Consider the following 25,206-nt stretch of genomic DNA (forward strand, 5'->3'; position numbering starts at 1 on the left):
ACTCACAGTCGCTGCAAATCCCGTAGGGTCGCCATTCATGGCGACCTGGTTTTACCGCGCATCCGCCTGCCATCCGCCGCCCAACGCCGCGATCAGACCAACGCTGCTGACCCATTGCGTGCTCTGCAGCGACAGCAAACTCTGCTGTGCGCTCAGGCTGCTGTTTTCGGTGGTGGCGACGTCGAGATAGTCGATCATCCCGGCATCATACTGATTGCGCGTCACCCGCGCCGATTCCTGTGCCGCGTCGGTGGCCGCCTGCTGCGAGGCGATTTCGCCCTGCAAGGTATTCAGTTGCACCAGATAATCCTCCACTTCGCCCATGCCCGTCAGCACCGACTGGCGATAACTGGCGACGCTGGCATCATAGGCGGCGCGCGCCTGTTCGACTTTCGCTGAGGTGGCGCCGAAATCTAACAGCGTGCCGCTCAGCTCCGGTCCCAAAGACCAGACGCGATTGGGCAGCGAGAACAAGCTATTAATCGCCGATGAACTCACGCCGCCGCTGGCGCTCAGCGTCAGGTCGGGATAATAACCGGCAATCGCCACGCCAACCGCCGCATTCGCCGCCGCCACGTTGCGCTCGGCGTAGGCGATATCAGGACGGCGCTGCAACAGCTGCGACGGCACGCTGTTCGGTATCGCGGGCATCGCCGCATCCAGCTTCGCCACCGGCAAGGAGAAATCCGCCGGTGCGCGGCCCAGCAGCAGCGCAATCGCGTGCTCCATCTGCGCACGCTGCCACTGATAATCCTGCGCTGAGGCGCGGGCGCTCTCCAGCTGCATCTGCGCCTGCGCTAAAGTGGCGCGCGATTCGCTGCCCGCCGCATATTTGTTTTGAATCACCGTCAGATAGCGCTGATAGGCAGCGATACTGCGCTGATAGAGCGCGATTTTCTCGTCGATGATGCGCAGCTGGAAATAATCCTGCGCCAGTTCGGACTGCGCGCTCAGAGTAATATTCGCCAGCTCGGCCTTGCTGGCTTCGGCGCTGGCGTTGTTCTCCTCCAGCGTGCGCCGCAGTTTGCCCCACAAATCCAGCTCCCAGCTGGCGCTGAGATCGGCCGCATGACTGTTGCTGACGCTGCGTTGTCCGGTGGCGCTGGCGCGGCTGCCGCTGCGCGTGCTGCTGGCGTCGTAGCCCACCGACGGCAACAACGCCGCGCGTGATTGCCCAGCCAGCGCCTGCGCTTCGCGGTACTGTGCGGCGTAGCTGGCGACGTTCTGGTTGGAGATACTCACCTGCTTCAGCAGGCTGTTCAGCGTGGCATCGTGATACACCTGCCACCATTCACCTTTGCTGTTTGCATCCTGCGGCGTCGCCTGCGTCCAGCCTTTGGCTTCTTTGAAATGGGTCGGCATCGCCATCGTTGGGCGCTGATAATCAGGGCCAACCGCACAGCCCGCCAGCAGCATCACGGTGAGCAACGGCGTAATTTTCAGGGACATTTTCATCTATCGGGATTCCACATGACGCAACCGCAGCCACTGACGTTGCGTGGCGCGGCTCAAACGATCAAGCCAGAGATAAACCACCGGCGTAGTAAACAGAGTCAGCAATTGGCTCAGCGCCAAACCACCGGCAATCGCCAGCCCGAGCGGGCTACGTAAGTCGGCATCACCGCCGCTGCCCAGCGCCAGCGGCAGCGCGCCGAAGAACGCCGCCAGCGTGGTCATCATGATCGGCCGGAAACGCATCAAACAAGCTTGGGTAATCGCCTGCTGCGGCGTCATGCCTTTAGTGCGCTCGGCGTGAATCGCAAAATCGATCATCATGATGGCGTTCTTTTTCACGATACCGATCAGCAGGATGATGCCGATCAGCGCGATCACCGTCAGCTGCGTATTGGTGAGCAGCAGCAACAGCAGCGCGCCCACGCCCGCCGACGGCAGCGTCGAGAGAATGGTGATCGGATGGATGTAACTCTCATACAGCACGCCGAGCACGATATACACCGCCGCCAGCGCCGCGATAATCAGCCACGGCATGGTGGCGGTAAGCTGGGCGAACGCGGCGGCGGTGCCAGCAAAACCGGCCTGAATGGTGGAGGGTAAACCGAGCTGCGCCATCGCCTGCTTAATCAGCGCCTGCGCCTGCTCCAGCGAAACGCCATCATTAAGGTTGAAGGCGATGGTGCTGGTGGCGGATTGGCCCTGATGCGCCACCGACAGCGGTGCGTTGCCGCCTGTGAAGCTGGCGAACGCCGCGAGCGGCACACGATCGCCGCTGTCGTTAATCACGTACAGCTGCTGAAGAATCGCCGGATCGCGCGTGTAGCTATCCTGCAGCGACATCACCACATGATACTGATTGAGCGTGTGATAGAGCGTGGCGACCTGACGCTGGCTGAAGGCGTTATTCAGCATTGTGTCGAGCATCTGCACGTTAACGCCAAGGCGTTTGGCGCGGTCACGATCGATATTGATCACCACTTCCTGACCGCCGGTTTGCGAATCAGAATCGACGCTATTCAATTGCGGGATCGCCGCCAGCGCCGCCTGCACTTTTGGCGTCCATGTGCGCAGCAGATCGAGATCGTCGGCCTGCAAGCTGTATTGATAAGTGGCATTGGCGCTGCGCCCGCCGATATGCAGATCCTGCGCCGCCATCAGGAACATCTGTGCGCCGGCGATATGGCTGGTTTTCATACTCAGGCGGTTGGCGACTTCGGTGGCGGTGGCATCGCGCTGATCAAAATCTTTGAGCCGCACAAAGAAGTTAGCGCTGTTACGCGAACCGAACATGCCGCTGCCCATCGACGACATCACGCTATCCACCGCCGGATCCGACTGGATGATTTTGGTGAACTGCAGCATTTTCGGCTTCATCGCCTGGAAGGAGATGTTCTGGTCGGCACGCAGCGCGCCCATCAGCAGGCCGGTATCCTGATTGGGGAAAAAGCCTTTCTGCACCACGGAAAACAGGAACAGGTTAAGCAACACGGTCAGCACCAGGCTGAACATCGTCAGCTTTTGATGCGCCATCACCCAAGCCAACCCGCGCGAGTAATCGGCCAGCAACGCGTTCAGTTGGTTTTCGATAAACTGATACAGCGGATGCGGGCGTTGAGTGACTTTGGCTTTCGGCTTCAGCAAACGTGCGCACAGCATCGGCGTCAGGCTCAGCGAGACAAACATCGAGATCAGCAGCGATACCGTCAGCGTGACGGCAAATTCACGGAACAAGCGTCCGACGATGCTGCCCATCAGCAGAATCGGGATAAACACCGCAATCAGCGACATGGTCATCGACAGCACGGTAAAACTCACTTCCTGCGCGCCACGCAGCGCCGCACGCAGCGGACTGAGCCCTTCTTCGATATGGCGCGTGATGTTTTCCAGCACCACAATCGCGTCATCGACGACAAAGCCAGTAGCGATAATTAACGCCATCAGCGACAGGTTATCGAGGCTGTAACCCAGCAGATACATCACCGCGCAGGTGCCAATCAGCGAGACCGGCAGCGCCAGCGCCGGGATAATCACCGCCTGCACGTTGCGCAGAAACACAAACACCACGCCGATCACCAGCAGCATCGCCACCAGCAGCGTCTCTTCGGTGTCGTACAGCGAGGCGCGCACCGTCGGCGAGCGATCCACCACCACTTTCAGTTGAGTGTCGGCGGGCAGATCTTTTTCCAGAGCTGGCAACTGCGCTTTGATGGCGTCAATGGTGTCGAGCATATTGGCACCGGCCTGGCGCTTAATGCCCACCATCACCGACGGCATGGCGTTGAGGAAACCGGCCTGATACTGATCTTCCACCGAATCATAAACGGTCGCCACATCATGCAGCCGCACCGCTTTGCCCTGTTTATAGGTGACGATCAGATCCTGATACTGCGCGGCTTTATCCAGCTGGCCGTTGCTGTCCACCACCCAAGACTGGCTGCTGCCCTGCAGAATCCCTTTCGGCTTATTGGTGGTGCTGTTGGCGATGGCGCTGCGCACCGTATCCAGCGAAATGCCGTACTGGGTCAGCTTCAGCGGCTGCAGATCGATACGCACCGCCGGTAAGGCGCTGCCCATCAGCGACACTTCACCCACGCCTTTCACCTGGCCCATCGCCTGCTCGATTTTGCTTTCGGCCAGATCGTAAAGTTCGCCCGGCGTGCGCGTGGCGGAAGTCAGCGCCAACATCACAATCGGCGCATCGGATGGATTGGCTTTGCGATAGGTCGGCAGCGACTCCATCGCGCTCGGCAGTAAACTGCGTGAAGCGTTGATCGCCGCCTGCACGTCACGCGCCGCGCCGTTGATGTCGCGATCGAGATCAAACTGCAAAATCACGCTGGTCGATCCCTGAGAACTGCTGGAGGTCATCTCGGTGACACCGGCGATTTGCCCCAGCGAACGCTCCAGCGGCGTGGCGACAGTGGCCGCCATGGTTTCCGGGCTGGCACCGGCCAGGCTGGCGCTTACCATAATGGTAGGGAAATCCACCTGCGGCAGCGGCGCGACCGGCAGCAGCCGATAGCCCAACGCGCCCAGCAGCAGGATCGCCAGCGTCAGCAATAATGTGGCAACCGGGCGGAAGATAAACAGCCGGGTGAGGTTCATCGCTCGCCCCGCGCCTGCTGCTGCTTGCGCTGCATGTAGCGCTTGCCGCGCTGCGCGATGCCATCAAACCACAGGTAAATCACCGGCGTGGAGAACAGCGTCAGCACCTGGCTGACAATCAAACCGCCGACAATCACCAGCCCCAGCGGCTGGCGCAGCTCGGCACCGGAACCGGACGCCAGCATCAGCGGCAGCGCACCCAGCAGCGCCGCCATGGTGGTCATCAGAATTGGGCGGAAGCGCAGCAAACAGGCCTGATGAATCGCGTCCCGCGCGCTCATGTGCTGCTTGTTCTCCGCCTCCAGCGCGAAGTCGATCATCATAATCGCGTTCTTCTTGACGATACCGATCAGCAGGATCACGCCAATCAGCGCGATCAGGCTAAACTCGCTGCCCGCCAGCAGCAGCGTCAACAGCGCGCCGACCGCCGCAGACGGCAGCGTCGAGAGAATGGTCACCGGATGAATAAAGCTCTCATAGAGAATGCCGAGCACCACATACATGGTGATTAATGCCGCCAGAATCAGCCACAAGGTGTTGCCGGTGGCGCTCTGGAACGCCGAGGTTTCACCCTGATAACGCAAGGTGATGCTCGACGGCAGATTGAGCTGCTGCGTCACTTCGGCGATCGCCTTCTGCCCATCCTCCAGCGAGTAGCCGCTGTTGAGATTGAACGACACCATCACCGCCGGGAACTGATTAAGGCGCATATGCATCAGCGAACCGGTGCGCTGATGAATGGTGGCGATGGCAGTGAGTTTCACCATGCCGGTGGTGGTGGTTGTGGTGGTGTCATCCGTGGAAGACGTTGTAGTGCTGGTCACCGGCAAATAGACATCATCAAACGAAGCTGGCGATTGCTGATACTGCGGCGCCACTTCCAGCACCACGCGATACTGATTGGCCTGGGTAAAGATGGTCGAGACCAGGCGCTGACCGAAGCTGTTGTACAGCGCGGTATCGACGTCGGCGGCGGTGATGCCGTAGCGCGCCGCTTTATCGCGGTTGAGTTCGACGTAAGCTACACGCCCTTGATCCTGCAAGTTGCTCACTACGCCGTTAAACTCCGGACGCTGCTGCAAGGCGGCGACCATCTTCGGCGTCCAGCTCACCAGGTTTTCGCTGTCGGCATCATCCAGCGTGAATTGATACTGGCTCGGCGACACCTGATCGTTGACGGTTAAATCCTGCGCCGGTTGCAGATAGAGCTGAATGCCCGCCACCTGCTGCGCCGTCTGTTGCAGCTGTTTGATCACCACGTCGGCTTTGTCATCGCGATCGCCAAACGACTTGAGGTTGATCTGGATGCGCCCGCTATTCAGGCTGGTGTTGCTGCCATCAATACCGATGGTTGAAGACAAACTCTCCACTGACGGATTTTGCAGAATCACCCTCGCCAGCGCCTGCTGCCGCTGCGACATCTCGCTAAACGACACATCCTGCGACGCCACGGTGACGCCCTGAATCAGTCCGGTATCCTGCGTCGGGAAGAAGCCTTTTGGGATAGCGATATACAGCAGCGCGGTAAGCGCAAAGGTCGCCAGCGCCACCAGCAGCGTCAGCTTCTGATGGTTCAGCACCACCGTCAGCATGCGGTCGTAGCCGCGTACCAGCTTGTCGAACAGTTCGCCGCCTTTACGCGAGAAGCGCGACTGTTTTTCCGGCGGAATGTGCTGCAACAGATAGGCGCACAGCATCGGCGTTAGGGTTAGCGATACCACCATCGACACCAGAATCGACACCGCCAGCGTGATGGCAAATTCGCGGAACAGCCGCCCAACCACGTCGCCCATAAACAGCAGCGGGATCAGCACCGCAATCAGCGAGAAGGTCAGCGAGATGATGGTGAAACCAATTTGCTGCGAGCCTTTCAGCGCTGCCTGCATCGGCGTTTCGCCCTCTTCCAGCCGCCGTGAAATGTTCTCTACCACCACAATCGCATCGTCGATAACGAAGCCGGTGGCGATAGTTAGCGCCATCAGCGACAGGTTATTCAAGCTGAAGTCGGCCAGATACATCACGCCGAAGGTGCCAATCAGCGAAAGCGGTACCGCCACGCTGGGAATCAAGGTCGCCGCCACGTTGCGCAGGAACAGGAACGTCACCATCACCACCAGCGCCACCGACAGCATCAGCTCAAACTGCACATCGCTGATCGAGGCGCGAATGGTTTGCGTACGGTCCGACAAGATGCTCATCTTCACGCCGTCCGGCAGCGCCGCCTGCAGCTTCGGCAGCTGCGCTTTGATGCTGTCCACCACCTGAATCACGTTGGCGCCCGGCTGGCGCTGCACACTGATCACAATCGCCGGGCTGTTGTTGGCCCACGCCGACTGGAAGCTGTTCTCCGGCCCTTGTTCGATATGCGCGATATCTTTCAAGCGCAGCGCCGCGCCGTTTTGGTAAGTGATGATCAGATTGCCGTACTCATCGGCGGTGCGCAGCTGATCGTTGGCGTCGATAGTGACCGAGTGATATTTGCCGTCGAAGCCGCCTTTCGAGCCGTTCACGTTGCTGTTGCTAATCAGCGTGTTAACGTCTTCCAGCGACAGCTTGTGCGCTGCCAGCGCTTTCGGGTCCATCTGCACGCGAATCGCCGGTTGATGACCGCCCGCCAGCGTCACCATGCCGACGCCGTTAATCTGCGACAGCTTGAGCGCCACGCGCGTGTTCACCAGATCCTGCACCTGGGTCAGCGGCAGCGTGTCGGAACTGACCGCCAGCGTAATCACCGCCGTATCGGCCGGATTGACCTTTTTATAGGTCGGCGGATTGGGCAGATCGCTCGGCAGCAAATTATTGGCAGCGTTGATCGCCGCCTGCACTTCCTGCTCGGCGACATCCAGCGACAGATCGAGGCTGAACTTCAGCGTGACGATCGACGATCCGCTTGAACTGGTCGACGTCATCTGGCTCAGGCCGGCCATTTGCCCGAGCTGGCGCTCCAGCGGCGAGGTGACGGACGACGCCATCACATCCGGGCTGGCACCGGGATAGAGCGTGGTGACCTGAATGGTCGGGTAATCCACCTGCGGCAGCGCCGAAGTAGAAAGAAAGCGATAGGAGAAGATCCCGGCGATCAGCACGCCAACCATCAGCAATATGGTGGCGACCGGACGCTGGATAAACAGGCGAGACGGATTCATTTGGCCTCGGCGGTCGCGGTGGTTTTGCTCTCATCCGCCAGCTGCACTTTGCTGCCGTTGGTCAGGCGATCGATGCCTTCGGTCACCAGACGATCGCCCGGCTCCACCCCTTTGAGGACCGCCTGCTGATCTTCACCAAACGTTGGCCCGGTGGTGACCGCTTTGCGCGTCACGGTGTTGTCTTTATTGATGACAAACACGAAGCTGCCGTCGCTGCTCAACTGCAGCGCCTGCGCCGGGATCACCGTGGCGTTTTTCAGGATGTTGGTTTGCAGACGCAGATTGACGAACTGATTGGCAAACAGCGATTCGTCTTCATTCGGGAAGGTGGCTTTCAGCTCGATGGTGCCGGTGGCGGTATCGATCTGGTTGCTGATGAACTTCACCTCGCCCTGCGCCAGCGCACTGCTGTTGTCCTGATCGTAGGCGGTGGCGGGCAGACTTTGTCCGCCGTGCAGCGCTTTGGTCAACTGCGGAATGTTGCCCTGCGGCACGCTAAAGGTCACGGCGGCGGGCTGCATCTGCGTTACCACCACGATGCCGGTGGTATCGGTGGTTTGCACCATATTGCCGGGATCGACCAGACGCAAACCGACGCGTCCGCTGATTGGCGAAGTGATGCGCGCGTAGTCGATATCCAGTTTGGCGCTGGCGATCTGCGCTTCATCGGCGGCGACCGCGCCTTTGTACTGGCCAACGGTGGCGGTTTGCGTATCAAGATCCTGGCGCGACAGCGAGTCCTGCGCCGCCAGTTTCTGATAGCGCACCAGCGTTAACTGTGCGCTTTTCAGCAACGCCTGATTCTGATTGAGATCGCCCTGATACTGCGCCAGCGTGGCTTGATAGCTACGCGGATCGATCTGCGCCAGCAGCTGTCCGGCGCTGACTTTCTGCCCTTCAGTGAAGAACACCTTTTCCAGCTGTCCGGCAACGCGGCTGGTGACGGTGACGCTGGCGTTGGGGATCACCGTGCCGAGCGCGTTGAGGTATTCCGGCACATCGGCAGTTGTGGCGATGCCGCTGTGTACCAGCGTTGCGCCGCCCATCATCATCGCCATGCCCGGCGGGCCACCTGAGCCACCGCGATGACCGCCGCGTCCGCCTTTCTCACCGCCCGGCGGCATGCCGCCATGCCCGCCGAACACGCGCCAGATCACGCCCGCCACAATCAACAGCACAACCAACAGGAGCAGCCATTTCAGCCAGCGAGAGAACGTGGAGCGGGAAGCGTTAGGAGTCATCAGGATCTTCAAGTCAGCAAGAAAAAGGAAAATCCCCGGTAAAACAGGGGATTATTTCAAAGGGAAATCATCACTGCGCGCATTATCGGTTGAATGCCCGCGCGAATTCCATACGCGAACCGTAAGGGTTTCGTTAAGGCGATTAAGATTTCCAGCCGCCGCCTAACGCCTTGTACAGGGTGATTTTCTGGCTCAGCTGGCCCAGATGCGCGCTGATTAGCGACTGCTGCGAACTGTAAAGCGATCGCTGGGCCACTAACACATTGAGATAATTGTCTACGCCTTGCTTGAAGCGCAAAGCGGAATAGTCGTAGTCGCGCTGATTGGCGCCCACCTCCTGTTGCAGCGCCGTCAGCTGATCCTGCCAGGTATCCTGCCCGGCCAACGCATCGTTCACCTCTTTGAAGGCGGTTTGAATCGCTTTCTCGTAATCAGCAATGTCGATGCGTTTTTCGATATGCGCGATATTCTGGTTGGCCTCGTTTTTACCGCCGTCAAAAATCGGCAGATTAATCGATGGCATAAATGACCATGCGCCGGTGCCGCCACCCAACAGGCTGCCAAGCGAACTGCTGGTGGAGCCGCCGGACGCGGTCAGCGTGATGCTTGGGAAGAAGGCGGCACGCGCTGCGCCGATGTTGGCATTCGCCGCCTTCAGCGTGTGCTCCGCCGCCATGATGTCCGGGCGACGCGTCAGCAGATCCGATGGCAAGCCAGCGGGCGTGGCCGGGAACTGCCAGTTGGCGTCCAGCGTGGCGTGCGACAGCAGCGTGGCGGGCAGATCGGTGCCGACCAACAAGCGCAGCGCATCGACATCCTGCCGCACCTGCCGCGTGTAACTCGCCACGTCGGCCTGCGCCGCGCGCACCGTGCTTTCGGCCTGCGCCAGATCCTGGTCGCTGCTGGCACCGCCGTCGTAGCTGAGTTTGGTCAGGCGATACGATTCCTGCTGGCTTTGCGCGGTACGTTGCGCCAGATGCAGCAAATCGTTATCCGAACTCAGCGTCAGCCACGCCGTCGCCACTTCCGAAATCAGCGAGATGCGCGTGGCGCGCTCGGTGGCGGCGCTCGACAGATAGGTTTCCTGCGCTTGATCGCTCAGGCTTTGCAGGCGGCCAAAGAAATCCAGCTCCCACGACGTCACACTCAAACCGCTGTTCAGCTCGTGATAAGTCACCGCGCCGCTGGTTTTGGTGTTGTAGAGATTGGCCGGTTCATGCGCCGAGGTCTGGCTGGCCGTGGCGTTGATCGACGGCATCAACGCCGCGCGCTGCACCGTGACGCCCTGCTGCGCCTCTTGCACATTCAGCGCCGCCACGCGCAGGTCGCGGTTGTTGTCGAGCGACAGCTGAATCAGGTTGCGCAGCGTGGCATCAGTGAAGAAGTTCTGCCACGGCAAATCCGCGACGTTGCCGACCGGCGTCGCCTGATCGTATTTAGCGTCCACCGGCAGCGCCGGGCGCTGATAGTGCGGTGCCATGCTGCATCCGGCCAATACCAGCATCAGCGGCAACAGCGCCAGACGGAAATTATTAATGTTCATTTTTAACTTAAGCATTCAAGTGCCTTTGTATGAAGGTGCGCATAAATGCGCACCCTACGAAAACCTGTAGGGTCGCCATTCATGGCGACCGTTTAACTGTCTTGCACGGTCTCTGCTGCGGCTTTTTTCTTACGCGCAAAGAACTGCGAAACCACCACGTAGAACATCGGCACAAAGAAGATGGCGAGGAAGGTGGCGGTGATCATCCCGCCCGCTACCGCAGTACCGATCGAGTGCTGGCTGCCGGCGCCCGCACCGTTGGAGATGGTCAGCGGCAGCACGCCGAGGATAAACGCCATCGAAGTCATGATGATTGGACGGATACGCAGCCGCGCCGCTTCCACCGCCGCTTCCACCAGCGTTTTGCCCTCGCGCTCATGCAGCTCTTTGGCGAACTCGACGATCAAGATGGCGTTCTTCGCCGCCAGCCCGACCGTGGTGAGTAAGCCAACCTGGAAGAACACATCGTTCTGCAGGCCGCGCAGCAGCACCGCGCTGATGGTGCCGAGAATGCCGAGCGGCACCACCATGATCACCGAGAACGGGATCGACCAGCTCTCGTACAGCGCTGCCAGACACAGGAACACAACCAGAATCGAGATCAGATAGAGCTGCGTGGTTTGGCTGCCTGAGGCTTGCTCCTCATATGAAATGCCGTACCACTGCACGCGGAACCCGTGCGGCAGTTGCTTCGCCAGCTGCTCCACCGCCTTCATCGCTTCACCGGTACTTTGGCCTGACGCGGGCGATCCGAGGATCTCTTCGGCGGTTAGGCCGTTAAAGCGTTCAAAGTGCGGCGAGCCGTACACCCATTTGCCCGAGGCGAAGGCGGAGAATGGCACCATGGTGCCGCTGCTGTTGCGGAAGTACCATTTGTCGAGATCGGACGGCGTGACGCGTGAGTCCGCTTTGCCCATCAGATAGACCTCTTTCACGCGGCCGTTATACATGAACTGATCGATGTAGCTGGAGCCCCACGCCACCGACAAGGTGTTGTTGATGTCGGTCATGCTCAGGCCAAGCGCGCTGGCCTTCTCATCATTGATCTCCAGCTGATACTGCGGCTCATCTTCCAGCCCGTTAAGACGGACCTGCGCCAGATGCGGATCTTTGTTCGCCAGCGAAATAAGCTGGTGCGCGGCATCCATCATCTGCTGATGGCTGTGCGCGCCGGTATCCTGCAGATAGAGATCGAAGCCGGTGGCGTTACCCAGCTCCATCACCGCTGGCGGCACCATGGCGAAGATTTTGGCGTTCTGATAGTTGGCGAAGTGCGCCATCACGCGGTTCGCCAAATCCTGCACGCTTTGCCCGCTGTGCGTGCGGTCGCCCCAATCTTTCAGGCGCACAAAGGCCATGGCGTTGCTCTGGCCGCGACCGGCAAAGTTAAAGCCCGCCACGCCAAAGGTGGTGGTCACCACCGACGCTTCGTTCTGCTGCAGATAGGCGTTGAGATCGTTGATTACCTGTTGAGTACGCTGCGACGACGAATTCACTGGCAGCGTGATCTGCACCATCATCAAGCCCTGATCTTCACCCGGCAGGAAGGTGGTTGGTACGCGGGTGAACAAAAAGCCCGTCACGCCGACGATCACCAGATAGATCACCAGGAACAGGCCGCGACGGGAAATCACTTTGCTGACGCCGTTGGTGTAATGCATCGCGCCGCTGTCGAACTTGCGGTTAAACCAACCGGCGAACCCGGTGGTTTTGTGCTCCGCCGCCGCCGGTTTCAGCAAGGTAGCGCACAGCGCAGGCGTGAAGATCAGCGCCATGATCACCGACAGCGCCATCGCCGAGACGATGGTGACCGAGAACTGGCGGTAAATCACACCGGTCGATCCGGAGAAGAACGCCATCGGCAGCAGCACCGCCGACAGCACCAGCGCGATGCCAAACAGCGCGCCCTGAATCTGCTGCATCGACTTGATGGTGGCAGCTTTGGGATCGAGATGCTCTTCGTGCATCACACGCTCGACGTTCTCCACCACCACAATGGCGTCATCCACCAGCAGCCCGATGGCAAGCACCATGCCGAACATGGTAAGGGTGTTAATGCTGTAACCAAACGCCGACAGAATGCCGAAGGTGCCCAGCAGCACCACCGGCACCACCAGCGTGGTGATCAGCGTGGCGCGCAGGTTTTGCAGGAAGATCAGCATCACGAAGAACACCAGAACTACCGCTTCGATCAGCGTTTTCACTACCTCTTCAATCGAGGCGCTGACCACCGGCGAGGTGTCGTACGGATACTGAATCTCGACGTTATCTGGCAGCGAATCTTTCAGGTCGGCGATGGTTTGGCGCACCGCTTTGGCGGTATCCAGTTCGTTAGCGCCGGTTGCCAGACGCAGCGCGATACCGGCGGCCGGTTTGCCGTTCATGGTGGCGTCGATGCCGTAGCTCTGCGGCCCGAGCGCTACGCTGGCCACATCTTTCAGCCGCACCTGCGAGCCGTCGCTGTTCACTTTCAGCAGCACATTCTCAAACTGCTGCACGGTGGTGAAACGGGTTTTGCCGAGGATGGTCGCCTCAGTTTTCGCACCCTGAATGGTCGGCAATCCGCCCAGTGAACCAGACGACACCTGCACGTTCTGGTTATCAATCGCGGTGGTGACATCGCTCGGCATCAGGTTGTATTTGTACAGCTTGGCCGGATCGAGCCAGATGCGCATCGCGTATTCGGATCCCAGCACCATGAAGTCGCCGACGCCCGGCGTACGCGAGATCGGATCTTCCAGTTTCGACACCAGCATGTCGGCCAGATCGCCGTTGGTCAGCTTGCCGTCTTTGGAGATCAGCCCGATCACCATCATGAAGTTTTTCTGGTACTTACGGATGCGAATGCCTTGCTGAGTGACATCGGTGGGCAGTTGCGACTCCGCCAGCGACACGCGGTCCTGCACCTGAACCTGGGCGATGTCAGGATTGATGCCCTGATTAAAGGTGGCGATGATCTGCGCGCTGCCGTCCGAGGCACTGCTCGACTCCAGATAGCGCAAACCATCCAGGCCGTTCAGCTGCTGCTCAATCACCTGCACCACGGTGTTTTGCGTGGTTTCAGCGCTGGCGCCCGGATAGGTCACCGAGATGGATACTGCTGGCGCGGAGATGTTGGGATATTGATTGACCGGCAAACTGATGGCGGCAATCGCACCCACCAGCATCACGATAATCGCGATAACCCAGGCAAAAATTGGACGTTCAATAAAAAACTTCGACATGCCGCCCCCTTATTGCGCTGCTGCGTCAGTCATCGAAAGACTCACCGCATTGGCGGATGGCGTGTCATTGGTGTTGGCGGCGGTGGTGGTGACTTTCACCCCGCTGCGCACGCTTTGCAGGTTGTTCACCACCACGTTTTCCCCTTGCTGCAGGCCCGACGTTACCAGCCATTCGCCTTTGATCATCTCGCCGGTGTGGATGCTGCGCTGCTCAATGGTGTTGTCGCTTTTCACTACATAGACATACGGCTGACCTTTGGTGTCATGCATGATCGACTCTTGCGGCAGCAGAATGCCTTGCTGCTGAATGCCCTGCGGGAAGCTGGCGTGCACGTACATTCCGGGAAGTAATTCGTTATTAGGGTTCGGGAACACCGCGCGCAGCACCACGGTGCCGGTGGCGGTATCGACGTTCACTTCCGAGAACGCCAGCTTGCCCTGCTCGGCGTACTGGCTGTTATCTTCCAGCGACAAGCCCACTGCGGCGGTGTTATCAGCCACTTTGGCGATTTTGCCGTCGGCCAGCGCGCGGCGCAGGCGCAGCAGATCGGTGGAGGATTCGCTGACATCAACATAGATCGGATCAAGCTGAGTGATGGTGGCGAGATAATCGGTTTGCCCGTTGGTGACCAACGCACCAGCGGTGTACAGCGAGCGGCTGATGTGGCCGGAAATCGGCGCTTTCACCAGCGTGTAATCGAGATTCACTTTGGCGGTTTCTACATCGGCCTGCGCTTCACGCGCGGCGGCGACCGCATCGTCGTAGGTTTGCTGACTGATGGCGTGCGCGTTGGCCAGCGGCTGATAGCGCTTCACCACCATCGCATCGTTCTGCCAGGTCGCCATCGCTTTGTCATAGGCCGCTTTGTAGGTGGCCGGATCGATTTGATACAGCGGCTGGCCGGCTTTCACTTCACCGCCCTCAGTGAACAGGATTTTTTCAATCACGCCGCTCACCTGCGGACGCACCTGCGCAGTTCTCACCGCCGTGGTTCGGCCTGGCAATTGGCTAACGAGCGTAACGGGTTCCGCTTTCAGGTTGACCACGCCCACTTGCGGGGTGGCTGATGCGGCGGGCTTTGCTCCGCCCTGGTCACAGGCTGCCAGTAAAAACACCACGCTGGCAGAAAGAAGTTTCAGGCGCATAGTTGTTCTCTAAAAGATAGGAAGGGAATAGTCACGAAGGTAATGACTCAAAAAGTCATTGTAGGGAGGCGGCTTAAGCGAGGTTGTTAAGGTTGCGTAAAATATATTTTCCAAAGGAAAATGGTAAACCTTTCGTGCCATAAATCGTTGGGATTTTTAGCTTTTCGCGGGTTTTTAATGGGGATAGCGTCCGTGCATATCGCACCCGTAGGGTCGCCATTCATGGTGACCGTTCCGAAGGTCGCACGGTGCGGCCATTGGCAAGGTCGTCATGAATGACGACCCTACGGGTTATCCCTTCGGTTCGATGCCGCGGCGGCGCAATTCGCGGCGCGCCAGCTCTTTTAACCAGCACGACAGCGTGACGTTGTCGTCGTCAGTCACACTGCGCAGCTGTTCGTGCAGATCCGGATGAATACGTAATTGAAACGCCGAGGATCGGCCCTCGCCTTTTGGCGTGCGGTCTTTGGTTTTTGGCATTGCGGGTGGCCTCAACGAATCGCCATAAAAAATCGCCCCCTAAAGCGCTACCAACACTGTAAGGGGCTAGCGAACCGCCATGGAATGCGACATCGCGGTGCGTTACATACAGGTTACACAACCAGATATTTTTATGTTGCCGGGGAAGTGTTAAGACTCAGACAAGAGGTGTGAGCGAGTTCGCGCGGCAGTAAATAACAGGCAAAAAAAACCCACGCATCTGCGTGGGTCGGTGTAATAACAGGGTACTGCCAAAGCAGCTTGTTTCACACCCATCAATACCTCTGGGATGTCCATACTCGCACCGTTGAGCCGGTGAAAGACAGGTGCAAAAAGCAACGGTGTTTGGGGAAGTGAAACGAGGTGTGAATATTCTCCACACCTCACTTACACTTTTGATTTAACTAAGATTTGTCTGAAGAAGGTTTACTGTAGATCGCGTCAGGTGCCACGTTCATGTGCTTGAGTACCGGGCCCATGATGTTGCCGAAGATGGGTGCCGCCACCGAGCCACCAAAGTGATCGCCAGCGGTGGGATGGTTGATCATCACCACCAGCGCCACTTCCGGATGGCTGGCAGGCGCGATGCCTGCGGTGTAGTTGATATAACCGCCATCATACTTGCCGCTGGTGCCCATCTTCTCTGCGGTACCGGTTTTAGTCGCCAGACGATAACCCGGCACCGCCGCTCTGACACCCGTGCCGCCCGGCAGCACGTCGCTCTCCAGCATATGCACCACAGTTTGCACCACCTGCGGATTCGCCACCTGCTTGCCTAACACCGGCGGCGTCACTTTGGTGATAGACAGCGGACGATAGACGCCGTACGAACCGAGCGTGGCGTATTCACGCGCAATCTGCAGCGGCGTGACGCGCAGGCCGTAGCCAAAGGCGAAGGTGGCGCGTTCGATATCAGCCCAGCGCTCGCGGTGCAGCGGGAAGTAACCGACGCTCTCGCCGGTCAAACCCAGCCCGGTGGGTTTCCCCAGACCAAACGCCTGATAGGTGTTTACCAGCGCTTCAGCGGGCATCGCCAGCGCAATGTGCGAGACGCCGATATCACTCGATTTCTGCAGGATGCCGGTCATGGTGAGGCGCGGCCAGTGGCCAACGTCGCGGATCAGGTGGCCGTTAACGCTGTACGGCGTGGTATCGATCACCGAGTCGGCGCGCACCAGATGGCGCTCCAGCCCTTCCATCACCACCAGCGGTTTCACCGTGGAGCCGGGTTCGTAGCTGTCGTTGATCGCCGAGTTACGCATCTGCGCCGGCGTGGCGTTTTCGTAGTTGTTCGGGTTGAACGACGGATAAGAAGCCATCGCCAGAATTTCGCCGGTATCGATTTTCACCAATACCGCCGCGCCCGAATCCGCCTTGTTGAGCAGCACGCCGTCGCGCAGTTTGCTGTAAAGCGTGAATTGGTCGAACTTGTCGATGCTGAGCTGCACGGTTGGCGGCTGCTGAGGCGGCTGGTAATCGATCATCGCAATGATGTTGCCTTCGCCATCCTGACGATAAACTTCTTTGCCGGGATCGCCCTGCAGCACATGGTCGAAGCCCTTCTCGATGCCGTTCAGGCCATTGCTGTCGGCTCCCACGATGCCAATCAGCGGCGCAGCCGCTTCACTCATCGGATAGAAGCGGCTGTCGTTATATACCGAGCTGATGCCTTTCAGTTTCAGCTCGGCGATATCTTTGGCGATGCCGAGTTCGATTTTGCGACCCAGATAGAGGAAGCGTTTTTTCGGGTTGGCGGTGATGGCCGCACGTAGATCTTCCGGACGCTGATTGAGCGCCGCCGCCAGATACGCCCATTTGGCGCTGGTGAAATCGGGATTTGCCTCTAACACGCGCATTGGATCGGCGATGATGTCACGCGCCGGAACGCTCAACGCTAACGCCTGACCGTCGCGATCCAGCAAAGTGCCACGGTTGGTCGGCAGCGTCACGGTTCGCAGCGAGCGCTGATCGGCTTCGTGCTCCAGCATCGGATGCTTGATCAGCTGCAGGTCACCAACGCAGATCAGCAACAGCACCAGACAGCAGAAAACGCCAAGGCAAATCAGGCGAAAACGAAACGGGTTAAATGGCGCTTTTATCTGGTCTTTTCCCAGAAATTTTTTAATAGGAGGCATAACGTCCACTGCGATAAAAAATCAGGCTTAATGCCAGCAGTTATAAAGAAACGTAAACCGAGTTGACAGGAAAACTGTGTTTCGATTCGTTAAGCAAAAAAAAACCTGCGCATCTGCGCAGGTCGGTGTAATCAAGAAAACTTTTTGATGTTCACCCATCAATACCTCTGGGACCCTGACTGTAGCAAGGCGGCACGCTGGGAAACCATCTTCTAAACGCAACAGTTACCGGCAAAATGTAACCAGCGATGAGATTATTCGTTGCCCATTCACATCAGATGTTTTTTGATTTCCACCAGGCAACTCATGGCGTTAGGGCCCTGGGTTAACGACGAGGTGCCGATGTCTAACGTCAATACATTCGGGTTGCCGGCGCGATCCCACGGCTGCCAGGCGCGACCAAATCCGGGATCAAACCAGGCGCCGGTGGCGATGATCACCACGCCCGGCGTTAAACCGTCGGTCAGGCGTACGCCCGCCAGCATGCGACCACGCGCGTTGCTCACCTCAATCTCATCGCCATCCTGAATGTCACGCGTTGCCGCATCCTGCGGATGCATATACAGCGTCTCATGTCCGGCGGTTTTGTTGCCTTGCACCGTGGCGGTGGCATCCATCTGGCTGTGCAGCCGATCTGACGGCTGAATGGAGATCATATGCAGCGGGAACTCGGCGCTGAGCGGCGCGCCCAGCCACTCCTGCGGCTCGCGCCACTCCGGATGCCCGGCGAAATCATCCAGCTGATAATCGGCGATAGTCTGGCAGAACAGCTCAATTTTTCCGCTGGCGGTTTGAATTGGATGACTTTCTGGGTTGGCACGGAAATCATCCATAAACACAAACGGCTTGCCGCCTTCAGGGATTTCGACAAAACCGCGCTCCCAGAACTCACCGAACTCCGGGAAGGGAATATCACGGCGCGCATGCGCTACTGCGCACTGCTGATACAGATGCTCAATCCACTGCATCTCATTGCGCCCTTCGGTGAACACATCACGATAGCCCAGACGATCGGCGATATCGGCAAAGATATCGAAATCGTTACGCGCCTGATGCTGCGGCTTAATCGCCTGATGCATCGCCAGCACGAAGCGATCGCGTGACGATCCGCCGATGTCGTTGCGCTCCAGCGTGGTGGTGGCGGGCAGCACGATATCAGCCATCTGCGCCGCCGGCGTCCAGACGATGTCCTGCACAATCACCGTATCCGGGCGCTGCCAGCCTTCCACCAGGCGATTGAGCTGCTGATGGTGATGGAACGGATTGCCGCCCGCCCAGTGCACTAAGTGGATATCGGGATAGTGCTGAGTTTCGCCCTGGAATGCGTACGGCTGGCCGGGATTGAGCAGCATGTCGCTGATGCGCGCCACCGGAATCGACAAATTGCCCGGATTCGGGCCGGTGCTCATCATCGGTGCCGGACCGTCCTGACGCGGATTGCCGACGCTGTTCATCGAGCCGTGACCAAAGGAGAAACCGCCGCCCGGCAAGCCCGGCTGACCGAGCATCGACGACAGCGCAATCATCATCCAGTACGGCTGCTCGCCGCGATGGGCGCGCTGAACCGAATAGGAGCAGGTAATAAAGCTGCGTTTGCCCATCAGCTGCTGCGCCAGCAACGCAATGCGCGCCGCCGGAATGCCGGTAATACGGCTGGCCCACTCAGGCGTTTTAGCAATGCCATCGCTTTCACCCAGCAGATAGCCGCGCAGCTGCGGCCAGCCGGTGCAGTGGCTGGCAAGGAAGCTTTCATCCAGCGCGTTACGCTGTGTGATTTCAAAACCCAGCGCCAGCATCAGCGCCACGTCGGTGTTTGGGCGAATCGGAATCCACTCGGCATTGACGAACGCCGGACAGTCATCGCGCATCGGGCTAATGTTGATGATTGGCGTGCCTTTAGCGCTAAGCTGCTCCAGCGCCGGTTTCAGGCTGTGCTGTCCCGCGCCGCCGGACGCCACCTGGCCGTTTTTCAGCGCCAGGCCGCCGAAGGCGATAAAGATGTCGGCGTGCTGCACCACTTCCGGCCAATCGGTCACACGACCGGTCAGCGGCATGTAGGTGCCAATCACGTATGGCAGGAAGAACTGCGCCGCGCCCCAGCTGTAATTACCTTGCTGATCGACACCGCCGCCGCCCTGAAAATAGAAGCGGCGAATCAGCGTGCGCGCGTGGTTGACGCGCCCGGCGGATGACCAGCCGTATGAGCCGTTGAAAATGCCCGATGCGCCGTAGCGATCGCGCACGCGGCGATTCTCTTCCGCCACCAAATCCAGTGCGGTATCCCAATCCACCGCCACGAAATCTTCCCGACCACGTAAGGTGCGATCGCTGTTCTCGCGCGACTTCAACCATGAACGGCGCACCATCGGCTGGCGAATACGCTTATCTGAATAGACCAGTTCAGGAATGGTGTTGAGCATCGGCGATGGATCGGCATCGGCGAAGAAGGGTTCACAGCCAATCAGGCGATCGTTTTCAGTGACGGCAGTGAATGCGCCCCAGTGCGCCAGGTGTGGCACGCGAGTTTTCATGGTTTTTGGGTCCGGCAGGCAGGTGTAATTATGTCTGGCAGCATAACATGAGGCTGTAATTGAGCTAAAGCACGGCTGTGAGCGCCTGATTTTCCGTGCTTTTGCGACAGCGCTGGCATTCTGCCGGGTTGCTACAGGGTGGGTTTTCCGTAACACTGGTGGCATGTGTAAACGTTTTCCCGGATGTCGATAATCGCATGGCTACCATTAAGGATGTTGCCCGTATGGCTGGGGTGTCGGTTGCGACCGTCTCCCGCGTCATCAATAATTCGCCCAAAGCCAGCGAGAGTTCTCGCCTCGCCGTCACGGCGGCAATGGAGCAGTTGCAGTATCACCCGAACGCCAATGCACGCGCCCTGGCGCAGCAATCCACCGAAACCCTGGGTTTAGTGGTGGGCGATGTTTCCGACCCGTTTTTTGGCGCGATGGTCAAAGCGGTGGATGAAGTTGCGGGCCAGACCGGCAACTTTTTGCTGATTGGTAACGGTTACCACAATGAGCAAAAAGAGCGTCAGGCGATTGAGCAACTGATGCGCCATCGCTGCGCCGCCTTAGTGGTGCACGCCAAGAAAATCCCCGATGACGATTTAGAGATGCTGATGAAGCAGGTGCCGGGCATGGTGCTGCTGAATCGTCTGCTGAAAGGTTTTGAACATCGCTGCATCGCGCTGGATGACCGCTACGGCGCGTGGCTGGCAACGCGTCATCTGATTCAGCAAGGCCATACGCAAATCGCCTTTATCTGCTCCACTCACACCATTTCCGATGCCGAAGATCGCCTGCAAGGCTATTACGACGCGCTGAAAGAGCACGGTTTGCCGTGTAACGACCGTTTGGTGGCGTGGGGCGAACCGGACGAAGTGGGCGGCGAACAGGCGATGACCGAGCTGATGGGACGCGGCAAGCAGTTCACGGCGGTGGCCTGCTACAACGATTCGATGGCCGCCGGCGCGCTGGCGGTGCTGAGTGATAACGGCATTCGCGTGCCGGAAGAGATGTCGCTGATTGGCTTCGATGATGTGCTGGTGTCGCGCTATGTGCGCCCGCGTTTAACGACGGTGCGTTACCCAATTGTCACCATGGCGCAGCAGGCGGCGCAACTGGCGCTGGCGCTCGCCAATGGCAGCGAGATGCCGGAAGTGACCAATATGTTTAGCCCGACGCTGGTTAGACGGCATTCGGTGAGTGGACCGGGTTAAGTCCTAACCGTCTTTCGTAGGGTCGGCATTCATGCCGACCTAGTTACAAATCCCGCGAATACACCTTCACCCGCACATCCGGGAACTCCAGCGCGTCACACTGATACTGCCAGCCAAAACGCTCGTAATAACCGCCAAACGTTGACCATAACCACAGCTTGTCATGACCGCGCTGCTGTGCGAAATCAATCACATGCTGCTGCAGCGCTTCGCTCAATCCCTTGCCGCGCGCGGACTCCTCGACAAACAGCGCCGCCACCCAGGGCGTCAGATCCTGACGGCTGATCAAATCGCAGCGCCAGAATCCCACCGTGCCAAGCGGTATATCGCCATCAAGCGCCACAAAGGTCACCGGGAAATCGGCGCCGTTGAGGCTGCTGCGCACAATGCTGTCGTAAAACTCACGCGACGTACCGTCGCCAAATGCCTGCCACAGCCAATCGGTGATCTGCGAGGCGTGATGCGGCACTTCGCTGAGCGCGACGATCTTCATCAGATCAGCTCCAGCGCCAGCAGCTCCTGAATGGTCTGCGCACGACGAATTTCACGCGGCGCGCCATTCTCGAACAGCACTTCCGGAATCAGCGGGCGGCTGTTGTAGTTCGACGACATCGATGCGCCGTACGCGCCGGTATCGTGGAACACCAGATAATCACCGACCTGCGCCGCAGGCAGCGCGCGGGTTTCCACTTTGCCGCCTTCCAACTGCGTGAACACGTCGCCCGATTCACACAGCGGACCAGCCACCACGCTCTCGACAGTGGCGTCGCCTAGCGCGCGGCCATCGACCGGCAGCAGAGAAATGTGGTGATAGCTGCCGTACATCGACGGACGCATCAAATCGCTAAAACCGGCATCGACCAGCACAAAGTGACGGCTGCCCATCTCTTTCACTGCACGCACCTGCGACACCAGCACGCCCGATTCGGCCACCAGGAAGCGACCTGGCTCGATTTCCAGTTTCACTGGATGACCGAGATGCGCGGCGATACGCTCGCGCGCACCGTTCCACAAGCCGTAATAGTGCTGGGTATCAATGGCTTCTTCGCCAAAACGATAAGGAATCGACAGACCGCCGCCGGCAGAAATCGCTTCCAAATCCTGACCAAACGCCACCACCTGATCGACCATCGCGTCACACACCTGCTGCAGATGGCCGTAATCCACACCGGAACCGATGTGCATATGCAAGCCGACCAGACGCAGGCCGTGCTGCTGAATCGCCGCCAGCGCCAGCGGCAGATCGCTGTGCCAGATGCCGTGTTTGCTGTTCTCACCGCCGGTGTTAGTTTTCTGGCTGTGACCGTGACCAAAACCAGGATTGATGCGCAGCCACACTGCGTGGCCCGGCGACAGTTCGCCCAGCTGATGCAGCATATCCACCGAACCAGCATTGACCGGCACTTTCAGCTCGGCGATGCGCGTCAGCGTTGGCTGATCGAACACATCGGCGGTGAAAACGATATCTTCGCCGCCCGGCTGATAACCGGCGGCAATAGCACGCTCGATTTCACCCAGCGACACCGAATCGACTTTGACGCCCGCCGCGCGCATCAGACGCAGAATGTGAATATTGGAGCAGGCTTTCTGCGCAAAACGCACCACGTCGAAGGCACCGAGTTGTGCAATGCGCTGCTGAATAATCGCCGCATCGTACGCCCAGAATGGGCCAGAATAACGCTGCGCCAGCGGCAGTAAGTTGGCGGCAGTTAACGCGGTTTCGCTGTTGTTAAGTGGGCGTGGCATATCAATTCTCCTGTGTCATTGAGGCTATTTAGCCACAGCGCATCAATTCAGAAAAATATCTGTTTTAGCGACATCTATACAAATATGATATGGATTGAGCGGAGGAGACGATGGCAAAAATTAACTGGCGACATATCGAAATTTTTCACGCGGTGATGACCAGCGGCAACCTGACGCAGGCGGCAACGCTGCTGCACACTTCGCAGCCGACGGTAAGCCGCGAACTGGCGCGCCTGGAGCAGCAGCTTGGCCTGCAACTGTTCGAACGGGTGCGCGGTCGCCTGCAGCCGACGGTGCAAGGCTTGCGGCTGTACGAAGAGGTGCAGCGCTCGTGGTACGGACTGGACCGCATCATGGATGCCGCCGAGGGATTGCGTCAGTTTCGTCAGGGCGAATTGTCGATCGCCTGTTTGCCGGTGTTTTCGCAGTCGCTGTTGCCGCCGCTGCTGCAGCCCTTTCTTCAGCGCTATCCGCAGGTCAGCCTGAATATTATTCCGCAGGAGTCGCCGCTGCTGGAAGAGTGGCTGTCGGCACAGCGTTACGATCTCGGCCTGACCGAAACCCAACACCCGCCAGCGGGCACCGAACGTGTGCCGCTGCTGACCTGTGATGAAGTGTGCGTGCTGCCGCCACAGCATCCGCTGTGTCAGCGCGAGGTGTTGACGCCGCAGGATTTCCACGGTGAAAACTACGTCAGCCTGTCGCGCAGCGATAGCTATCGTCAGCTGCTGGATTCGCTGTTTCATGAGCAGAATGTAGAGCGTCGTTTGGTGCTGGAGACGCACAGCGCGGCGTCGGTGTGCGCGATGGTGCGTGCAGGCGTGGGGATTTCGATTGTGAATCCGCTGACGGCGCTGGATTACGCCGACAGCGGTGTGGTGATGCGTCGTTTCAGCATTGCCGTGCCCTTCACCGTCAGTCTGGTGCGGCCGCAGCATCGACCGGCTTCGGCGCTGGTCGATCACTTCTGCGACCACCTGCAACAGCAAGTGGCCGCGTTTCCACAACGTATTGCCGAACGGCTGGCTTAAGCGTTGACTGCTTCGCCCTGCCCGCCCGATTTGCGGAAAGTGATCAAGCAGATCACCAGGCCAACTGCCGCGAGTGCAGCAGCTGCAACCGGCACCGACGTCAGGCCATAACCTTTTTCGATCACCGCGCCGCCGACCCAAGCGCCGAGCGCATTGCCGACGTTGAAGGCGGAGATATTCAGCGTCGAAACCAGATTTGGCGCATCTTTGCCGTGGCGCACCACGTTAATCTGCAAGCCCGGCACGGTGGCGAAGGTCGCCATCGCCCACAGGAACAGCGTGATTTCCGCCAGCCACAGCGCATGGCTGGTCCAGCTGAACAGCAGCGAGAACAGCGCAATCAGCACAAAGCTGAGAATCAGGCTGAACGACACTTTCCAGTCGGCCAGCTTGCCGCCGAGGATGTTGCCGACGGTCAGACCCGCGCCAATCAGGAACAGCGTCCAGCTGACACCGCGATCTGAGATTCCGGTCACCTGCAGCAGCAGCGGCGCAATGTAGCTGAACAGCGCAAACATCGCCGCCGCAAAGAACACCGTCATCAGCAGCGATAGCCACAGTTTGCCGTTGGCCAGCGCGCTGATTTCACTCGCCAGATGCACCGGCTTCTCTTCTTTGTTGGTCGGCAGGCTCACAATCAGCGCGATAAAGGCAAAGATGCCGATGATCGCCACGCCCCAGAAGGTGGCGCGCCAGCCAAACATCTGACCAAACCAGGTGCCGAGCGGCACGCCGAGCACGTTCGCCAGCGTCAGGCCGGTGAACATCAGCGCCACAGCAGAAGCTTGTTTACCCGGAGCTACCAGACTCGCCGCTACCACCGCGCCGATGCCGAAGAACGCACCGTGACACAGCGCCGTCACCACACGCGCCAGCATCAGCAGGTTGTAGGTGTAGGCCAATGCACAGAGCACGTTGCCGATGATGAAGATGATCATCAGCAGAATCAGAGTACGTTTACGCGGCAGTTTAGCGGTCAGCAACGCCATGATCGGCGCGCCAATGGCGACGCCCAGCGCGTAACCGCTGATCAGCCATCCCGCAGAAGGAATCGTCACTTGCAGATCGCCCGCCACCTCGGGCAGCAATCCCATAATGACGAATTCCGTGGTGCCGATGGCGAACGCACTCAGCGCCAGCGCCAGTAATGCAACAGGCATAACACACTCTCCCAATAATTTTTTGCAGGCGGGCCGCACTGCGAGCGCAGTACGGTTACAACAG

At 59.0% G+C, this 25,206-nt stretch carries 15 protein-coding genes; 2 read left to right on the forward strand and 13 right to left on the reverse strand.

The window, feature by feature from the left end:
* Positions 1-51: 51 nt before the first annotated feature.
* From VIJ98_RS15990 to VIJ98_RS16035, 10 genes are all read right to left on the reverse strand, one after another.
* Positions 52-1,455 carry an efflux transporter outer membrane subunit gene (locus VIJ98_RS15990; RefSeq protein ID WP_323274953.1) on the reverse strand — a complete coding sequence of 468 codons (1,404 nt, stop codon included), beginning with the start codon at positions 1,453-1,455 and terminating at the stop codon, positions 52-54.
* Entirely contained in the window at positions 1,456-4,560 is a 3,105-nt protein-coding gene (locus VIJ98_RS15995) for an efflux RND transporter permease subunit (protein WP_323274955.1), read from the reverse strand. It abuts the gene before it with no gap.
* The gene (locus VIJ98_RS16000) at positions 4,557-7,706 is read right to left on the reverse strand and encodes an MdtB/MuxB family multidrug efflux RND transporter permease subunit (RefSeq protein ID WP_323274957.1); all 3,150 of its coding nucleotides are present in this window, start codon (positions 7,704-7,706) and stop codon (positions 4,557-4,559) included. Before VIJ98_RS16000 ends, VIJ98_RS15995 begins: the two co-directional genes overlap by 4 nt.
* Positions 7,703-8,947 (reverse strand): MdtA/MuxA family multidrug efflux RND transporter periplasmic adaptor subunit, encoded by a 1,245-nt coding sequence (locus VIJ98_RS16005; RefSeq protein ID WP_323274959.1) that lies wholly within the window; start codon positions 8,945-8,947, stop codon positions 7,703-7,705. The genes VIJ98_RS16000 and VIJ98_RS16005 overlap by 4 nt, the downstream gene beginning before the upstream one ends.
* Positions 8,948-9,089: 142 nt before the next feature.
* Complete coding sequence (locus VIJ98_RS16010; RefSeq protein WP_323275857.1) at positions 9,090-10,490, reverse strand: efflux transporter outer membrane subunit; 1,401 nt, start codon at positions 10,488-10,490, stop codon at positions 9,090-9,092.
* 92 nt (positions 10,491-10,582) lie between these two features.
* Complete coding sequence (locus tag VIJ98_RS16015) at positions 10,583-13,714, reverse strand: efflux RND transporter permease subunit (RefSeq protein WP_323274961.1); 3,132 nt, start codon at positions 13,712-13,714, stop codon at positions 10,583-10,585.
* Positions 13,715-13,723: 9 nt separating this feature from the next.
* Complete coding sequence (locus VIJ98_RS16020) at positions 13,724-14,860, reverse strand: efflux RND transporter periplasmic adaptor subunit (protein ID WP_323274963.1); 1,137 nt, start codon at positions 14,858-14,860, stop codon at positions 13,724-13,726.
* 291 nt (positions 14,861-15,151) lie between these two features.
* Positions 15,152-15,340, reverse strand: a complete 189-nt coding sequence (locus tag VIJ98_RS16025) for a hypothetical protein (RefSeq protein WP_008109078.1) — start codon at positions 15,338-15,340, stop codon at positions 15,152-15,154.
* 404 nt (positions 15,341-15,744) lie between these two features.
* On the reverse strand, positions 15,745-17,475 hold the full coding sequence (locus tag VIJ98_RS16030; RefSeq protein ID WP_061719881.1) for a penicillin-binding transpeptidase domain-containing protein: 1,731 nt from the start codon (positions 17,473-17,475) through the stop codon (positions 15,745-15,747).
* 269 nt (positions 17,476-17,744) lie between these two features.
* A complete protein-coding gene (locus VIJ98_RS16035) occupies positions 17,745-20,006 on the reverse strand; it encodes a molybdopterin-dependent oxidoreductase (protein ID WP_323274967.1) in 2,262 nt (753 codons plus the stop codon).
* Between the two features lie 197 nt (positions 20,007-20,203).
* Between VIJ98_RS16035 and galR the strand changes: the two genes are divergently transcribed.
* The gene (galR, locus tag VIJ98_RS16040) at positions 20,204-21,205 is read left to right on the forward strand and encodes an HTH-type transcriptional regulator GalR (protein ID WP_036649453.1); all 1,002 of its coding nucleotides are present in this window, start codon (positions 20,204-20,206) and stop codon (positions 21,203-21,205) included.
* A 43-nt stretch (positions 21,206-21,248) separates the two neighbouring features.
* On the opposite strand, the gene VIJ98_RS16045 is transcribed toward galR, so the two are convergent.
* Together VIJ98_RS16045 and lysA are read right to left on the reverse strand one after the other, a co-directional pair.
* Complete coding sequence (locus VIJ98_RS16045) at positions 21,249-21,698, reverse strand: GNAT family N-acetyltransferase (protein ID WP_154155363.1); 450 nt, start codon at positions 21,696-21,698, stop codon at positions 21,249-21,251.
* Positions 21,698-22,951, reverse strand: a complete 1,254-nt coding sequence (gene lysA / locus VIJ98_RS16050; protein ID WP_154155361.1) for a diaminopimelate decarboxylase — start codon at positions 22,949-22,951, stop codon at positions 21,698-21,700. The genes VIJ98_RS16045 and lysA overlap by 1 nt, the downstream gene beginning before the upstream one ends.
* Before the next feature lie 110 nt (positions 22,952-23,061).
* On the opposite strand from lysA, the gene VIJ98_RS16055 reads away from it, so the two are divergent.
* Complete coding sequence (locus VIJ98_RS16055; protein WP_154192400.1) at positions 23,062-23,982, forward strand: LysR family transcriptional regulator; 921 nt, start codon at positions 23,062-23,064, stop codon at positions 23,980-23,982.
* Here VIJ98_RS16055 and VIJ98_RS16060 read toward each other — a convergent pair.
* Positions 23,979-25,142 carry an MFS transporter gene (locus tag VIJ98_RS16060; protein WP_061719877.1) on the reverse strand — a complete coding sequence of 388 codons (1,164 nt, stop codon included), beginning with the start codon at positions 25,140-25,142 and terminating at the stop codon, positions 23,979-23,981. The two genes, VIJ98_RS16055 and VIJ98_RS16060, sit on opposite strands and share 4 nt — an antisense overlap.
* Positions 25,143-25,206: the final 64 nt, after the last annotated feature.

The organism is Pantoea sp. S18 (assembly GCF_045689705.1).
GTDB lineage: Bacteria > Pseudomonadota > Gammaproteobacteria > Enterobacterales > Enterobacteriaceae > Pantoea > Pantoea symbiotica.

Coding starts and splice junctions, on each gene's coding strand:
- VIJ98_RS16055 (WP_154192400.1), top strand. CDS start 23,062: ATGGCAAAAATTAACTGGCGACATATCGAAATTTTTCACGCGGTGATG.
- VIJ98_RS16060 (WP_061719877.1), bottom strand. CDS start 25,142: ATGCCTGTTGCATTACTGGCGCTGGCGCTGAGTGCGTTCGCCATCGGC.
- VIJ98_RS15995 (WP_323274955.1), bottom strand. CDS start 4,560: ATGAACCTCACCCGGCTGTTTATCTTCCGCCCGGTTGCCACATTATTG.
- lysA (WP_154155361.1), bottom strand. CDS start 22,951: ATGCCACGCCCACTTAACAACAGCGAAACCGCGTTAACTGCCGCCAAC.
- VIJ98_RS16020 (WP_323274963.1), bottom strand. CDS start 14,860: ATGCGCCTGAAACTTCTTTCTGCCAGCGTGGTGTTTTTACTGGCAGCC.
- VIJ98_RS16015 (WP_323274961.1), bottom strand. CDS start 13,714: ATGTCGAAGTTTTTTATTGAACGTCCAATTTTTGCCTGGGTTATCGCG.
- VIJ98_RS16035 (WP_323274967.1), bottom strand. CDS start 20,006: ATGAAAACTCGCGTGCCACACCTGGCGCACTGGGGCGCATTCACTGCC.
- VIJ98_RS16030 (WP_061719881.1), bottom strand. CDS start 17,475: ATGCCTCCTATTAAAAAATTTCTGGGAAAAGACCAGATAAAAGCGCCA.
- VIJ98_RS16005 (WP_323274959.1), bottom strand. CDS start 8,947: ATGACTCCTAACGCTTCCCGCTCCACGTTCTCTCGCTGGCTGAAATGG.
- VIJ98_RS16010 (WP_323275857.1), bottom strand. CDS start 10,490: ATGAACATTAATAATTTCCGTCTGGCGCTGTTGCCGCTGATGCTGGTA.
- VIJ98_RS16000 (WP_323274957.1), bottom strand. CDS start 7,706: ATGAATCCGTCTCGCCTGTTTATCCAGCGTCCGGTCGCCACCATATTG.
- VIJ98_RS16045 (WP_154155363.1), bottom strand. CDS start 21,698: ATGAAGATCGTCGCGCTCAGCGAAGTGCCGCATCACGCCTCGCAGATC.
- VIJ98_RS16025 (WP_008109078.1), bottom strand. CDS start 15,340: ATGCCAAAAACCAAAGACCGCACGCCAAAAGGCGAGGGCCGATCCTCG.
- galR (WP_036649453.1), top strand. CDS start 20,204: ATGGCTACCATTAAGGATGTTGCCCGTATGGCTGGGGTGTCGGTTGCG.
- VIJ98_RS15990 (WP_323274953.1), bottom strand. CDS start 1,455: ATGAAAATGTCCCTGAAAATTACGCCGTTGCTCACCGTGATGCTGCTG.